The sequence below is a fragment of the Pseudomonas sp. FFUP_PS_473 genome, assembly GCF_002858665.1.
Classification (GTDB): domain Bacteria; phylum Pseudomonadota; class Gammaproteobacteria; order Pseudomonadales; family Pseudomonadaceae; genus Aquipseudomonas; species Aquipseudomonas defluvii.
Genome location: NZ_PJQQ01000005.1, coordinates 65,771 through 81,302, shown reverse-complemented (window position 1 = coordinate 81,302; position 15,532 = coordinate 65,771). Strand labels below are relative to the sequence as shown.

At 62.1% G+C, this 15,532-nt stretch carries 12 protein-coding genes; 2 read left to right on the top strand and 10 right to left on the bottom strand.

What is annotated here, in order from left to right:
- Positions 1–8: 8 nt before the first annotated feature.
- Positions 9–3,059, bottom strand: a complete 3,051-nt coding sequence (gene fdnG / locus CYD26_RS04885) for a formate dehydrogenase-N subunit alpha (RefSeq protein WP_102051925.1) — start codon at positions 3,057–3,059, stop codon at positions 9–11.
- A 316-nt stretch (positions 3,060–3,375) separates the two neighbouring features.
- Between fdnG and CYD26_RS04880 the strand changes: the two genes are divergently transcribed.
- Positions 3,376–3,726: a hypothetical protein gene (locus CYD26_RS04880; RefSeq protein ID WP_102051924.1), complete on the top strand. Its 351-nt coding sequence runs from the start codon at positions 3,376–3,378 to the stop codon at positions 3,724–3,726.
- Between the two features lie 6 nt (positions 3,727–3,732).
- Here the strand turns inward: CYD26_RS04880 and CYD26_RS04875 are convergent, their stop codons facing one another.
- From CYD26_RS04875 to CYD26_RS04850, 6 genes are all read right to left on the bottom strand, one after another.
- A complete protein-coding gene (locus CYD26_RS04875; RefSeq protein ID WP_065758625.1) occupies positions 3,733–4,815 on the bottom strand; it encodes a helix-turn-helix transcriptional regulator in 1,083 nt (360 codons plus the stop codon).
- Between the two features lie 180 nt (positions 4,816–4,995).
- On the bottom strand, positions 4,996–5,967 hold the full coding sequence (locus CYD26_RS04870; RefSeq protein ID WP_102051923.1) for a PDR/VanB family oxidoreductase: 972 nt from the start codon (positions 5,965–5,967) through the stop codon (positions 4,996–4,998).
- Between the two features lie 62 nt (positions 5,968–6,029).
- On the bottom strand, positions 6,030–7,478 hold the full coding sequence (locus CYD26_RS04865; RefSeq protein WP_065758627.1) for an NAD-dependent succinate-semialdehyde dehydrogenase: 1,449 nt from the start codon (positions 7,476–7,478) through the stop codon (positions 6,030–6,032).
- 51 nt (positions 7,479–7,529) lie between these two features.
- Complete coding sequence (locus CYD26_RS04860; protein WP_065758628.1) at positions 7,530–8,651, bottom strand: aromatic ring-hydroxylating dioxygenase subunit alpha; 1,122 nt, start codon at positions 8,649–8,651, stop codon at positions 7,530–7,532.
- A gap of 141 nt (positions 8,652–8,792) precedes the next feature.
- Positions 8,793–10,394 carry a BCCT family transporter gene (locus CYD26_RS04855; protein WP_102051922.1) on the bottom strand — a complete coding sequence of 534 codons (1,602 nt, stop codon included), beginning with the start codon at positions 10,392–10,394 and terminating at the stop codon, positions 8,793–8,795.
- Positions 10,395–10,587: 193 nt separating this feature from the next.
- The gene (locus CYD26_RS04850) at positions 10,588–11,679 is read right to left on the bottom strand and encodes a tartrate dehydrogenase (RefSeq protein ID WP_065758630.1); all 1,092 of its coding nucleotides are present in this window, start codon (positions 11,677–11,679) and stop codon (positions 10,588–10,590) included.
- 108 nt (positions 11,680–11,787) lie between these two features.
- Here CYD26_RS04850 and CYD26_RS04845 point away from each other — a divergent pair, with 108 nt between their 5' ends.
- Positions 11,788–12,690, top strand: a complete 903-nt coding sequence (locus tag CYD26_RS04845; RefSeq protein WP_065758631.1) for a LysR substrate-binding domain-containing protein — start codon at positions 11,788–11,790, stop codon at positions 12,688–12,690.
- A gap of 57 nt (positions 12,691–12,747) precedes the next feature.
- Here the strand turns inward: CYD26_RS04845 and CYD26_RS04840 are convergent, their stop codons facing one another.
- Genes CYD26_RS04840 through CYD26_RS04830 form a run of 3 tightly spaced genes read right to left on the bottom strand, consistent with a single transcriptional unit; the run spans position 12,748 to position 15,520 of the window.
- Positions 12,748–13,767 (bottom strand): iron ABC transporter permease, encoded by a 1,020-nt coding sequence (locus tag CYD26_RS04840; protein ID WP_178081688.1) that lies wholly within the window; start codon positions 13,765–13,767, stop codon positions 12,748–12,750.
- The gene (locus CYD26_RS04835; RefSeq protein ID WP_102051921.1) at positions 13,767–14,738 is read right to left on the bottom strand and encodes an ABC transporter substrate-binding protein; all 972 of its coding nucleotides are present in this window, start codon (positions 14,736–14,738) and stop codon (positions 13,767–13,769) included. The genes CYD26_RS04840 and CYD26_RS04835 overlap by 1 nt, the downstream gene beginning before the upstream one ends.
- Positions 14,735–15,520: an ABC transporter ATP-binding protein gene (locus CYD26_RS04830; RefSeq protein ID WP_102051920.1), complete on the bottom strand. Its 786-nt coding sequence runs from the start codon at positions 15,518–15,520 to the stop codon at positions 14,735–14,737. The genes CYD26_RS04835 and CYD26_RS04830 overlap by 4 nt, the downstream gene beginning before the upstream one ends.
- Between the last annotated feature and the right edge of the window lie 12 nt (positions 15,521–15,532).

The following is a 15,532-nucleotide window of genomic DNA, read 5'->3' as shown; positions in this document are numbered from 1 at the left end:
TCGCTCCGTTACACCTTTTCAATATTCACGAGAAACGCCTTGTATTCCGGCGTATGGGTATTCGACTCGCCGACACCCGGGGTCAGGGTGTTGGCCAGGAATCCCTTGCGTGTGCTGCCTTCGTAGCCCCAGTGGCAGGGGATGCCGATGGTGTCGACGTCCTGGCCGTCGATGGTCAGGCGGCGGATACGCTTGGTCACCACTGCCTTGGCCTTGATGTAGCCGCGCTTGGTGCTGACCTTGACCGTGTCGCCCTGAACGATGCCCTTGTCGCTGGCCAGTTTTTCACCGATCTCGATGAACTGCTCGGGCTGGACGATGGCGTTCAGCCGTGAGTGCTTGGTCCAGTGACGGAACAGCTCGGTGATCGAGTAGGTGGTCGCCACATACGGGAACTCTTCACGGGTGCCCATGCGAAGGCGGTCGCTTTCGTACAGCCGTGCCGTCGGGCTATAGGTGACGTTGGGGTGCAGCGGGTTCTTCGCCAGCGGGCTTTCGGTTGGCTCGTAGTGTTCCGGGAATGGCCCGTCGTTCATGGCACCGACCGAGAACAGCCGGCCAAGGCCTTCTGGCAGCATGATGAAGGGGTTGGTATTGCTGCCCGGTGCGGCGGTGACGGCAAAGTCCGGTACGTCGACACCGCTCCAGCGCGTGCCGTCCCAACCGATCAGTTTGCGCTTGGCATCCCAAGGGTTGCCCTGCGGATCGGCCGAGGCACGGTTATAGAGGATGCGGCGGTTCTGCGGCCACGCCCAGGCCCAGCCCGGCGTGCAGCCCAGGCCACTGTCGGCATTGTCGCGCCGTGCCATCTGGTTGCCTTGCTCGGTCCAGGAACCGGCGAAGATCCAGTTGAAGCAGCTGGTGCTGCCGTCGTCGCGTAGTTGCGAGAAGTCGTTGAGCAACTGGCCCTTGCGCAGGATCAGATTGCCCTGGTCATCGTGCAGGTCGGCCAGGGCGCGACCGTTGGACTCCTTCGCCACTTCTTCAGGTTTCGGGTCCAGCGGGTCGGCATAATCCCAGGCCATGTTAAGGATCGGTGCCGGGTTGGCGCCGCCTTCCTTCTCGTACAGCTCGCGGATCTTGAGGAACAGGTGGCCGAGGATCTTGCCGTCGTGCCAGGCTTCTCCGGGCGGTGCGGCACCCGCCCAGTGCCATTGCAGCCAGCGCCCGGAGTTGACGATGGAGCCGTCTTCTTCGGCGAAGCAGGACGAGGGCAGGCGGAACACCTCGGTCTGGATCGAGGCGGTATCGACGTCATGCTGTTCGCCGTGGTTCTGCCAGAAGCTTGAGGTTTCAGTGGCCAGCGGGTCGATGATCACCAGGAACTTGAGCTTGGCCAGGGCAGCCTGGGCCTTGTTCTTGTCCGGGAACGCCGCGACCGGGTTGAAGCCTTGGGCGATGTAGCCGTTGACCTTGCCTTCATACATGCGGTTGCTGAAGTTGAGCACGTCATAGCTGTCGTCCCACTTCGGCAACCAGTCAAAGCCCCAGCTGTTCTCCCGGGTCGCCTTGTCACCCCAAAGGCTTTTCATCAGGCTGACGAAGAACTTCGGGGTGTGCTTGTAGTAGTTGACCTGATCAGGCAGCAGCGCCGTCGGGGTGATCTGCTTGAGGTAGGTTTCAAGGTCGGTTTGCGCGTCGGACGGCAGGTTCATGTAACCCGGCAAGCGCAGCGAAAGCAGGCCCAGGTCGGTGTAGCCCTGGATGTTGGAGTGCCCGCGCAAGGCGTTGACCCCGCCACCGGCCATGCCGATGTTGCCCAGCAGCAACTGGATCATGCCCGAGCCACGGATCATCTGCGCGCCGTTGGTGTGGTGGGTCCAGCCCAGGGCGTAGAGGAAGGTCGCGGTCTTGTCCGGGGCGCTGGTTTCACCCAGGATCGCGCAGATCTTCAGGAAATCGTCTTTCGGTGTGCCGCAAACCGTGGTGACCATCTCCGGGGTGTAGCGGCTGACATGGGCCTTGAGCAGGTTCCACACGCACCGTGGATGGCTCAGGGTCAGGTCGCGCTTGGCATAGCCTTGCGCGTCCAGTTCGTAGTTCCACGAACTGCGGTCGTAGGCTCGCTTCTGCGCGTCGTAACCACTGAACAGGCCATCGTCGAAGTGGTAGTCCTCGCGGACGATCAGGCTGGCGTTGGTGTAGGCACGTACGTATTCATGCTGGATCTTGTCGTGGCTGATCAGGTAGTTGACCACGCCCATCAGGAAGGTCACGTCGGAGCCCGCGCGGATCGGCGAATAGATGTCCGCTACCGAGGCACTGCGGTTGAACCGTGGGTCGACCACGATGACCTTGGCGCCATTGCGAATCTTCGCCTCGATCACCCACTTGAAGCCTACCGGGTGCGCTTCGGCAGGGTTGCCACCCATGATCAGCACCACGTTGGCGTTCTTGATGTCGACCCAGTTGTTGGTCATCGCGCCACGGCCAAAGGTCGGCGCCAGGGCTGACACGGTCGGGGCGTGGCAGACCCGCGCCTGGCTGTCGGTACCGAGGATGCCCAGGGCGCGGGTGAAGCGTTGATCGAGTGAGCCGGTCTCGCTGCTGGCGGCCGAGGAGCAGAGCATGCCGGTACTCAGCCAGCGGTTGACCGTGGTGCCCTTGGCATTTTTCTCGATGAAGTTGGCGTCGCGGTCGTCCTTCATCAAGCGGGCGATGCGCTCGATGGCGTGTTCCCAGGTGATGCGCTGCCATTTGTCCGAGCCCGGTGCCCGGTATTCGGGGTAGAGCAGGCGTTGTTCGCTGTGGATGTAGTCCACCAGCCCGGCCCCTTTCGGGCACAACGAGCCACGGCTGACCGGATGGTCCGGGTCGCCTTCAATGTGGAAAATGCGGGCCTTGGCGTTCTTTGCGCCGTCGCCCAGGCTGTACATGAGGATGCCGCAACCCACCGAGCAGTAGGTGCAGTTGTTGCGGGTTTCCTTGGCGCGCAGCAGCTTGTACTGCCGCGACTGGGTCGCTTGTGCTACGCCGGGGGCGAAGCCGAGGGTGGCACAAGTGGCGGTGGCAGCGCCGACGGTACAGAGCTTGAAGAACTGTCTTCTGCCAAGACCCATGGTTATCTCCTTATACAGACGACGTCAGGCATGGCGCGTCGGGGCCAGGCCCGACAGCAACATGTCGATGGTGGTCTTCGGTTTACAGGCTGGAAATCAGAGGGTGCGCCGGTGCCCATTCTGCGCAGGGCTGAGTGCGCGCTTGCGCCGCAGTCTATTGCCTTACTAAATGTAAGACTAATTGACCTTGTCGATGGCGCCATCGACACGCTCTATCGGTGACGCATGTACAGGCCCGGCTGGAGGTTTTCACGGGCAGGCACGCTCATCAGCCCCGCGCAGTGATACAGTCGCGTTTTCTCAAAGAGGATGGACCATGCGGGTAGTCATCGCGGTTGTTGCCGCAGCGTTGTTGGCGGGCTGTGCGTCCTCGACGATGGATGAAGCACGAAGCAAGACACCGGGCAAAACGTTTTCATCGGCCAAGTCGGCGGACGTCGTTGCCCAGTGCATTCAGTTTTCCTGGCAGGACGAAGCCGTGTTCGGTGTCGATGCCAGTGGTTACCTGGAACCCGGCAAACAAGGCGGCTTTACCGTCTACACCCGCGGTGCGGAGTCGTTTGCAGACATCCAGAGCCAAGGGGCGGCCTCGCGCGTCAACTACTACGCGGTGAAGCCTGACGCGGTTGCCCAGCGTCGCATGGCCGCCTTGGCCACCTGCCTCTGAACGGGGTCAGTGTGTTGCCGCCAGCTGGGCTTCCAGGTCGGCAATGCGTGCCTGCAGGCGCGCCTGCTCTTCGCGCTGGGCACTGATGTCCTCGTACACACTGATCAGTTGTTCCGGCTCACCGTTCTGGCAGCGTTGCAGGGCGGTACGCGCCCGTACCCAGACATAATGCCCGTCTTGATGGCGCACGCGCTTTTCCACGACATAGCGGTCGATCTCGCCGGCCAACAGACGCTGCAGCAGGGTCAGGTTGGTCGCCAGGTCGTCAGGGTGGGTGAGTTGCTGGAAGGTCATGCCATAGAGTGCTTCGGCGCGGTAGCCCAACAGCTCGCAGAAACTGCTGTTGACCCGCTTCCAGGTGCCGTCCAGATCAATGTACGCGAGGGCGCCCCAGGCCAGCTCGAAGATCGCCCGAAAGCGTTCTTCACTGTTGCGCAATGCTTCTTCAGCCACCTTGCGGTCCGTGGTGTCCATGCTGATGCCGACCATCCTGATCGAACGCCCGGCGCTGTCGCGGACCACCGTGGCACGCGAAGAGATCCAACGCAGTTCGCCGTCGGGTTGGTAGATGCGGAAGTCACACTCGCAGCCAGTGCCTTCAGCCACGGCCTGGGCGTACATGGCCTGCATGTTGAGGACATCCTCTTCGGGCAGGTGAACCCAGAAGTCCTCGTTACGGTTGACTTGCCAGCCGTAGACCGCTTCGACGTTAGGTGAATAGGTGACTTCATCGCTGATCAGGTTCCATTCCCAGGTCACGATGCGGGCGCCTTCCTGGGCCAGCTTCATGCGGGTTTCGCTTTCCATGATCTCGGCGGTATAGCGGCGACGCAGATCGGTCATCGGCAGTTCGACCACCTGGGTAGTCTGCACATCCTGCAGCGCGTCTTCGCCATAACGCAGCCAGATCCAGTTGACCTTGAGGAAGGCTGCCAGCTTGCGCAGGTTGTCGTAATCGATTTCGCCGCCACGGGTCCATTTGTGTACCGCCGTACGCGAAATGCCCAATGCCGTACCCACCGCCTGCAAGGTGAGTTTGTGGTGTTCAAGCAATTCTTTCAGGCGAAACGCGAAGCTGTTTTCCATCATGCGCAGGGGTGTCCTGGTCAGGTACAGAGCCTGCAGTATACCTAAGCTGTCAACTTGAGGTTGACGGTGTGCGCCAGTGTCAGTCGTCAGGGGGGGGCTTGCAGCGCCGACAAGCCAGCACCCCTTTACCACAGGATCACAGGACCACAGGGTTGGGGCTGGCTTGTCGGTGAGGCGGTGTTACAGGTCCAGCACCAGGCGTGCCGATTTGGCCCGCGACACACAGACCATCAGGCTCTGCTGGGCGGCTTTTTCTTCATCGCTCAGGTACTGGTCGAAATGCTCGGCCTCGCCGTCGATGATCCGCGTTTCGCAGGTACCGCATACGCCTTCCCGGCACAGGCACTCGACGTTGGCGGCCTTGGACTTCTGGATGGCCTGCAGGATGGTCATGCCTTCTTCCACCAGCAGCTCCTGGCCGGAACGTGCCAGCACCACGGTGAATGCTGCGCCGGTGGCCGGCGTGGCGGCAAATTGCTCCCAATGTACGCGTTGCTCGGCGATGCCGGCCTTGGCGGCAGTGGCGATCACCGCATCGATCAGTGGCTTGGGCCCGCAGACATAGAGGTGGGCATCGTCGGTCAGGCCTGCGCAGAGTGCGGCCAGGTCGAGCTTGCGCTCCAGGCTGTCAATATAGAACCGGGTACGCCCGGCATGGGGGCCGCTCGAGAGGTCATCCTGGAAGGCACCATGCTCCGGGCTGCGGAAGGCGTAGTGCAGTTCGTAGTCGGTGTCGCCACCTTCCAGTTCATGCAGTTGCGCCAGGAACGGCGTGATACCGATACCGCCAGCGATCAGCACGTGGCGTCCTGCGGTCGGGTCCAGGGCGAACAGGTTGTTCGGGCTGGAGATGGTCAAGGTACTGCCGACCTCGACCTGTTGATGCATGAACGCCGATCCACCCTTGGACTGCTCTTCCAGGCGTACGCCGATCTGGTAGCTGCGGGTGTCGCGTGGGTCGCTCATCAGCGAGTAGGCATTGCTGAACTGGCTGCCGTCGGCACCCTGCATTTGTACGATGATGTGGCTACCACCGGTAAAGGCTGGCATCGCTGCGCCATCGTCGCGCGCCAGGGTGAAGCGCTTGATCAGGGGTGTTGCTTGCTCTACTGCGGTTACCCGCACGTTGAACATTTCATAGGGGTTGGCCATGGTTCACCTCGACTGCAGCAACGCGCGGCAGGCCCTGCCGCGCGCTGTAACTCAATGCCTGTTCAAACGGCCAGGCACAGGTACTTGATTTCCAGATAATCCTCGATGCCGTACTTCGAGCCTTCGCGGCCCAGGCCGGATTGCTTGACCCCGCCAAAGGGGGCGACTTCGTTGGAGATCAGCCCGGTATTGACCCCGACCATGCCGTACTCCAGGCGCTCGGCCACCTTGAAGACCCGCGCCAGGTCACGGCTGTAGAAGTACGCAGCCAGGCCATAGAGGGTGTCGTTGGCCAGGGTGATCACCTCTTCATCACTGGAGAAGCGCACCAGTGCCGCCACCGGGCCGAAGATTTCCTCGTCCAGCAGTTCCATGCCTGGGCCGATGTTGGCCAGCACGGTCGGTTCGAAGAAATTTCCGCCCAAGGCATGGGCCTTGCCACCGAGTACGACTTCGGCGCCTTTGCTCACCGCGTCGTCGATCAGGCTCTGGACCTTGGCCACGGCCTTGTCGCTGATCAGCGGTCCGACCTGCGTGCCGTCGCTTTGGCCATGGCCGACGCCGAGGGCGCGTACGCGCTCGACGAAGCGCTCGGTGAACTGTGCATACACGCGGTCATGCACATAGAAGCGGTTCACGCAGACGCAGGTTTGCCCGGCGTTGCGGTACTTGGCGATCAGGGCACCTTCCACGGCGGCGTCGATGTCGGCGTCTTCAAACACAATGAACGGCGCGTTGCCGCCCAGCTCGAGTGACACCTTCTTGATGGTTTCTGCACATTGGCCCATCAGCAGGCGGCCAACCGGGGTCGACCCTGTGAAGCTCAGTTTGCGCACGGCCGGGTGACGGGTCAGTTGCGCACCAATGGCCGGCGCATCACCGGTGACCACGCTGAACACGCCCGCCGGTACGCCAGCGCGCTCGGCCAGTTCGGCCAGGGCCAGGGCCGAGAAGGGCGTTTCGTTGGCCGGTTTGACCACGATGGTGCAACCGGCGGCCAGCGCCGGGGCGACTTTGCGCGTGATCATCGCCGCCGGGAAGTTCCACGGGGTGATGGCGGCGCAGACACCGATGCCTTGCTTGATCACCAGCAGACGCTTGTCGCTGGCCGGGCTTGGGATGACATCGCCATAGACACGTTTGCCTTCTTCGGCGAACCACTCGACAAACGAGGCGGCGTAGCGAATTTCACCCAGGGCTTCGTGCAGCGGCTTGCCCTGTTCCAGGGTCATCAACTGGGCCAGGTCTTGTTCGTGTTCCAGCAGCAGCTCGAACCAGCGGCGCAGTACCTGCGCGCGGTCCTTGGCGGTGCGCCCGCGCCAGCCGTCCAGTGCGGCTTCAGCGGCTTCGATGGCCCGCACCGCTTCGGCGCCGCCCATCAGCGGTACGTTGCCGAGCACGTTGCCATTGGCCGGATCGGTCACGGCCAGGTGGCGACCGTCATCGGCCTCGCACCAGGCGCCAGCAATATAGGCTTGCTGGCGGAACAGTTTGGAATCGTTAAGTTTCACGCAAGGCACTCCGTATACCGCCGCCGACCCGTAGGTCGGCGGCTGGCAGGGTCAGTCGTTGATATGGGCGACGGCGATCAGGTTGTGGAAGTGGGCAATGCCGTGCTCGCTCATGCCGCTGCGCTGACGGTCGGCCATGATCCGGCCCTGACCACGGTAGCCACGCGACTTCAGGCCCTTCTGCACGCTTTCCACCAGGCGCAGGTCTTCAGGACGGAACACTTCGCGGTACCAGTCGATCAGCTTCTGCTGCTCTTCGGTGATGTCCTTGTTCAGGAAGTAGATGTCGTAATGCTGGAGTGTGGTTTCAGCATCGACCGGGAACTCATAGATCACGGTCATGAAGTTCGCACCTGGCGGTACGTTGAACATGGTGCATGGCCAGGTCCAGAAACCGGCGAAGGATGGGTCTTTCACCGAATCGTCGAACTTGAACGACTGCTCCGACGGTTTGGCCAGACCGTATTGCAGGGTCCAGTTACCGAAGGTGGTGTGGGTGTACTGGCCAACGTCTACCGAGTCGGCGAAGCCTGGGTGGGCCGGCGCGCAGTGGTAGCACTCCAGGTAGTTGTCGACGATCGACTTCCAGTTGGCCGGGGTGTCGCTGACGAAGCGGGCAGCCAGGTGCAGGTCATCAATGACCGCACAGGCTTGACGCATGCGCGCCTCCAGGCCAGGCAGCTGTTCTTCAACGGTGCCGGCTTCCATGTCCATGTTGATGAAGATGAAACCGGCGTACTCCTCGACGCGCAACTGCACCAGGGTGGAGTTTTCCTTGTCGAAGTTCACCACGTTTTCGCAGTTACGGGCATGGGCCAGCTCGCCATCGAGCTTGAAGGTCCAGGCGTGGTAAGGGCAGGTGATGACGTTCTTGGCCTTGCCGCTGCCGCTGAGCAGCTGGTGACCACGGTGTGGGCAGACGTTGTAGAAAGCGCGCAGCACGCTGTCACGACCACGAACAACGATGATGCTTTCGCCGATCACTTCACGGGTGATGTAGGCGTTGTTTTCGGCGACTTCGCTGCGGTGGCCTACACAGATCCAGCTATGGGCGAAGATCGTTTCTTTCTCGTGCTCAAACACCGATTGCTGGGTGTAGAAGTTCGCCGGAATGGTAAAGGCTTCATCGGCGTTGCTGCAGAAGTCGGCGGGCAGACGTTTGAAATCGTTCATGGTGGTTTCCTCTTACAGGCACTGACGCGTTAGCGTCGTACTTTTTACTTGTTGGTTAACGAGTATCTATTGGTTAACAAGCAGGGCAAAAAAAATAGCCTGCCGCCTCGGTCCCTGAGGGCGAGCAGACCGTCGCCGTGGTTACGGCGTTGCGACAACCGCAGGGGCCGGGGCTTTTTCTTCAGGGGATTCACCTGCCAGCCGCGCCGCTTCTTCTTCGATGCGGTATGCCGGCACATGGCTGTAGTCCTGAAGCATCCATTTGAAGAAGCCGTAGATCTTCACCAGCAGGATCAGCATGAACGGGATCGCAGTGAGCACGACAGCGGTTTTCATGGTCGACAGCGAAGCCTTGGCGAACAGCATGGCCAGTGGCACCAGGGTCAACACCAGGCACCAGAACAGGCGGTGGGTTGGCGTTGGGTCTTCACCTTCGCGCAGGTTCGGGGTGCTGGTGGCTGCGACCGCATAGGCAGCAGCGTCCATGTGCGAGGCGCAGAAAACGGCCATGATGAACAGGTACACGGCGAGGAACACCTTGCCCAGCGGCAGGGCGGTCAGCAGCGCACTCACGGCGCTTTCGCCACCTTGTTCCGTCAGGATTTTCGGCACGTCGATGGCACCCGTGATGAACTGGTGCATGCTGTAGCTTTCCAGTGCGCCGAAGAAGAACCAGCACCCGAAGCTGCCACCCAGCAGCAGGGCGAAGACCACTTCCTTGATCTGCCGGCCACGGGAAACGCGGGTCACGAACATGGCCACGCCCGGTGCGTAGGACACCCACCACAGCCAGTAGAACACCGTCCAGTTACGGGTAAATGCACCGTCACCGGCAGGGTCGGTGAACAGGCTCATGTGCACGTAGTTCTGGATCATGATGCCGACGGCGTTGGCCGTGTTGTTGATGGTGAACTGCGTTGGGCCGACCAGCAGTACCACACCGGCAAACACCAGCGCGCCGATACAGACCATCTTGCTCAGACGCTGCAGGCCGCCATCGATGCCGATGTAGGAACTGAGCGAGAACAGCACTGCCACGGCACCGATCACCATCAGTTGCACGGTAAAGGTGTTGGGCGTGCCGGCCAGGTCAGCCAGGCCTCGGGTCAGGGTCGAGGCGGTCAGGGCCAGGGATACCGTCAGTGCGCCCATCATGGTCAGCAGGAAGATCAGGTCCACGGTACGACCGACCGGGCCGGTGGCCTTGAAGCCGGTTACCGCTTCAACGATCGAGGCCAGGTTCAGGCCGCTCTTCTTGCGGACATGGAAGTGGTAGGCCATGGCCAGGGATGCCAGCGCGTAGATCGACCAGGCGCTGATGCCCCAGTGGAAGAACGAGTAACTGACACTGTATTCCAGTGCCTGGCGCGACTGCGGAACAATGTTCAGGCCCGGCGTCTGGTAGTAGTAGGCCCATTCCATGACGCCCCAGTAGAGGGTCGAGGAGCCCATGCCGGCGCAGATGAACATGAATACCCACGTGGTCGTGGAGTATTCCGGTTTACCACTGCCGAAGCGGATGTTGCCGTACTTGCTGAAGGCCAGGTACAGCACCGCCAGGGAGCTGATGAACACCAGCAACTGCACGCTGGTACCGAAGGTGCGGGTGGAAAACTCGAACAACAGGTTGGCCGTGGTTTCGGCCTGGGTGGGGAACAAGGCTAACCCGATGACAGTGAGCAGCACGGCAATCAGGCTCACGGTAATCAGAAACACATCAATCTTTTTATTTTTGTGGGACATCATCGTCTCCTGGACGTTGGCGTACGTAGTGCTTGGCCCGGAGCAAGTCCGGGGTACTGCGGTACCTCTACCTCCTTGTCGTTAACCAAAAGTTAACGTGAATCTTTCGGTTAACAGTTTGCATAGAATCGTCGAGGACTGCAAGCACGCGAAGGCCGGTTGTCGGACAATCCTGACAACCGGCCTTGGGGGATCAGGCCCCGATCAGTTCGGCGATCGCCTTGCCGACCTGCTGGGTGGACGCGTTGCCGCCCATGTCGCGGGTGGTGTCACCGTCGGCGATGACCTGTTCAATGGCCTTGAGGATGTCGTCGTGGGCGGCGCGGTAGCGTGGGTCGGCACCGTCGTTGCCAAGGAATTCAAGCATCAGTGCACCGGACCAGATCATGGCAATCGGGTTGGCGATGTTCTGCCCGAAGATGTCCGGCGCCGAACCGTGTACCGGCTCGAACAGCGACGGGAATTTGCGTTCCGGGTTGAGGTTGGCCGACGGCGCGATGCCAATGGTGCCGGCGCAGGCCGGGCCCAGGTCGGAGAGAATGTCGCCGAACAGGTTGGAGGCCACCACCACGTCGAAGCGCTCTGGCTGCAGGACGAAACGTGCGCAAAGGATGTCGATGTGCTGCTTGTCCCAACTGACGTCAGGGTAGTGCGCCGCCATGGCGGCGGTACGCTCATCCCAGTACGGCATGCTGACCGCCATGCCATTGGACTTGGTCGCTGAAGTCAGGTGCTTGCGTTCGCGGGTCTGGGCCAGGTCGAAGGCGTACTTGAGGATACGGTCGACACCACGACGGGTGAACACCGACTCCTGCAGGACGAACTCATTCTCGGTGCCTTCAAACATCCGTCCGCCCAGCGACGAGTATTCGCCTTCGGTGTTTTCGCGGATCACCACGAAGTCGATATCGCCAGGTTTGCGTCCGGCCAGTGGGCACGGCACGCCAGGGAACAGGCGAACCGGGCGAATGTTCACGTACTGGTCGAAATCGCGACGGAACTTGAGTAGCGAACCCCACAGGGAAATATGGTCCGGTACTTTGTCCGGCCAGCCGACTGCGCCGAAGTACAGCGCATCGAAACCTTTGAGCTGCTCGAACCAGTCGTCCGGCATCATCTTGCCGTGCGCCAGGTAGTAGTCGCAGCTGGCCCACTCAAAGAATTCGAACTCAAGGTTCAGGCCGTGCTTGCGCGCAGCCGCTTCGACCACGCGGATACCTTCTGGGAGAACTTCGTTGCCGATGCCATCGCCAGGGATTGCGGCGATCCGGAATGTCTTGCTCATGGGGGACACACTCGTTGTCTAGGGAACAGGTGCGGACCATGCTATAAGGGCTTCGCTTAGAGATAATCTCGTCAATCATGGATTCTTAGTACACGTATCGTGAACAATATGCCGAGCCTTGAAGACCTGACCATTTTTGTTCAGGTCGCCAAACGTGCCAGCTTTGCGGCAGTTGCCGATGAGCTTGGAATGTCTGCCGCGTTCATCAGCAAGCGCATTCGCGTGCTTGAAGACAACCTGGGCGTGCGGTTGCTGCACCGCACCACCCGGCGTGTGTCGGTGAGTGAAGAGGGCGAGCGTGTCTACCGCTGGGCGCTGCATATCTTTGATGCGGTGCAGCGCATGGGCGACGACATCAGTGCCCAGCACCGCGAGCCGGTAGGGCAACTGCGCATTGCCAGCAGCCTGGGGCTGGGCAGACGTTTCGTTGCCCCGGCCTTGTCGGAACTGGCCGAACGTTACCCGAAGCTGGATATCCGGCTGGACGTGCATGACCGCCTGGTTGACTTGATCGACGAAGGGGTCGACCTGGATATCCGCGTGGGCAACACCATCGCCCCGAACCTGATCGCCAAGCCGCTGGCGAAGAACCGCCGTGTGCTCTGTGCCTCCCCAGACTACCTCGAACGTTGTGGCACGCCGCGAACCCTGGCGGAACTGGCCAGCCATGACTGCCTGGTGATCAAGGAACGTGACCACCCGTTCGGGATCTGGCAATTGGAAGGACTGCAGGGCGAGGAGAGCGTGCGGGTGACTGGCACATTGTCGACCAACCATGGCGAAGTGGCCCACCAGTGGTGCCTGGATGGTCGCGGGATACTGCTGCGCTCCTGGTGGGACCTGCACGACAGCCTGGCGGCAGGGCGGTTGGTGCAGGTGCTCAGTGAGTACCACCAGCCGGCGGACATCTGGGCGGTGTACGCTTCGCCGCTGGCCAGTTCGGCGAAGGTTCGCGTTGCGGTGGAGTTTTTCCGTCAGTACTTTGCCGAACGCTACACTTTACCTGGGTAGTCATTGTGTTCTCACGCCCTGTGCGCGGCTTCTGGATCGCCAGCAAAGCTGGCTTACCTATCGGCGCCGTAGCAGGGCGATGAAGAATACCCCGCCAATCGCTGCCGTGGCGATGCCGATGGGCAAGTCTTGCGGGGCGATCAGGGTGCGGGCGGCAACGTCCACCCAGACCAGAAACAAACCGCCGAGCAAGGCGCTGACCGGCAGCAGTCGCCGGTGTTCGGCGCCCACCAGGCGCCGGGCCAGGTGCGGCAGCATCAACCCGACAAAACCAATCGCCCCGGACAACGCCACCAGCACCCCGGTCAGCAATGCCGTGCAGACGAACACCTGCACGCGTACCGCCTGGACATTGAACCCCAGGCTCACGGCCGTATGTTCTCCGCTCATCAATGCATTCAAGCCACGGGCCAGGGCCAGCAAGGCGAGCAGGCCGAGCAGCAAGCACAGTGCCGGCAGCCAGAGCATCTCCCAACGTGCCAGGCCAAGCCCGCCGAGCATCCAGAACATCACCGAATTGCTGGCGTGTTGGTCGCCGGTGTACAGCAGCAGGTTGACCAGTGCCATCAGCACGAACGACACCGCCACCCCGGCCAGCAACAACCGTTCGCTGCTCAAGCGGCCTTGTTGATTGGCTACCGCCAGCACCAGGGCCATGCTGCCCAGGGCGCCGATGAAGGCGGCCAGCGGCAGGCTGAACACCCCGGCAAAATCGCCGAGGAACAGCACCACCAGTACTGCGCCCAGCGCCGCACCGGAGCTGACCCCCAGCAGGTGCGGGTCGGCCAGCGGGTTGCGAGTCACGGCTTGCAGGGCGGTGCCGACCAGGGCCAGGCCGGCGCCAACCAGTGCGCCCAGCACCACCCGTGGTGCACGAATCAGCCAGACGATGCGTGACTGGCCCTGCGTCCATTCACCGCCACCGCGTAGCCCCAACTGCTCGCCAACAATCCCCCAGACGTACGCCAACGGTACGCTCGCCGAGCCAAAGGCCAGCGCCGTCAGGCACGACACCAGCAGCACGCCCAGTAACCCAAACACCAACAGGCGGTACGCCGCCACGCTACGTATCGGCATCACTGACCTGCCCGCGCCACGGTCTGCGGATGCAGGGCGTTGGCGATGGTTTCGATGGCCTCGGCGTTGTCCACGGACGGCGTCACCGCCACATAGGGCAGCACGATAAAGCGTTGCGTGCGGATTGCGCTCACGCCCTGCAGGGCCGGGTGCTGCAGCAGGAAATCACGCTTCTGTTGCCAGGTGCGTGGGCCATAGTCGACGATCAGGATGACCTCGGGGTCTCGTTCGACCACACTTTCCCAGTTGACCTGGGTCCAGCTGGCGGCGATGTCATCCATCACGTTGTGGCCACCTGCCGTCGTCAATAGCGCCTGCGGAATACCCAGGCGCCCAGAGGTCATGGGGCGGTCTTCGCCGCTGTCGTAGAGGAATACGCGCGGCGTTTCGTTCGTTGCCGTCAGCCGCGCCTGAACCCGGGCGATACGTTGGCGCAGCTCGTTGATCAACGCCTCGGCGCGGGCTTCGACCGAGAAGATTCGCCCGAGATTGCCCAGGTCACGGTACAGGTCGTCAAGGCTGGCCTCGCGTTGCGGCATGATCCGCGAGCAGGACTCGCTCAGTTCATAGACCTTGATCCCCAGCGGTTCAAGGCTGGCCGGGGTGAGCGGGCCGCCAATCCGCATGCCATAGCCCCAACCGGCGAAAAAGAAGTCGGCACCCGCGTCCAGCAGGTTCTCTTCGCTGGCGTAGTGGCTGGCGAGTTCCGGCACACCCTCGAGGGCCGTGCTGAGCCTCGGGTCGAGGGTTTTCCAGCCGCTGACGCCGGTGTAGCCGACCATGCGTTCGCGCAGGCCGAGGGCCAGTAACATCCCGGTCAGGTTGATGTCATGGCTGACCACGTGCTGCGGCGCCTGCTTGAATGTGACCTGGCGGTTGCAGCTCTGCACACTCAGCGGGTAATGGCTGGCCTGGGTCGAGAGGGCCGGCAGCAGCGCAAGCCAGGCGAGGTAGGGAAGCGCTCGTTTCATGGTTCGGTGATCCAGGTAATGCGCGGGTAGCCGGCCAGTGGATGGGTGTCGACCAGTGCATGCACACCGAATACCTGGTGCAGGCGTTCGGCCGTCAACACCTCGGCCGGTGTGCCGCTGGCGACAATGCAGCCGTTGTCGATGACGTAAAGGCGGTCGCAGAATGCCGCAGCCAGGTTCAGGTCGTGGAAACTGGCCAGGGTGCTCAAGCCCAGGCGGCGCAAGTGGCCCAGCAGTTCCAGTTGGTAGCGTGGGTCGAGGTGGTTGGTCGGCTCGTCGAGTATCAGCAGTTGCGGTTGCTGCACCAGTGCACGGGCCAGCAGCACGCGCTGTTTTTCGCCACCGGAAAGGGTGGCGAAATCGTGTTGATCAAGGTTGCCTAGGCCAACGGCGTCGAGGGTCTGTGCGATCAGTTGGCGGTCTGCCTCGTTGTCGCCGGCAAACATCCCCAGGTGGGGCGTGCGGCCCATGGCCACGACGTCAGCCACGGTAAGGCCGAACGCCTGGGGAAACTCCTGCAGCACGACGGCGATGCGTTGCGCGCTCCAGCGCGGGCGCTGTTGCCAGAGGTCAGTGCCGTCCAGGCTGACGTGCCCGGCCAAGGGCGGGTTGAAGCGGTAGGCGCAGCGCAACAGGCTGGTCTTGCCACTACCATTGGGGCCGATCAGACCGACGAACTCACCGGCCGCCACGTGCAGGTCGATACCGTGCAGCAACCAGTGCTGGCGACGCTCGAGTGCTGCCGGCGTCCAGCGCAGTTGGTGGATATTCAATGCGGCCATGAGCGGCGGTTC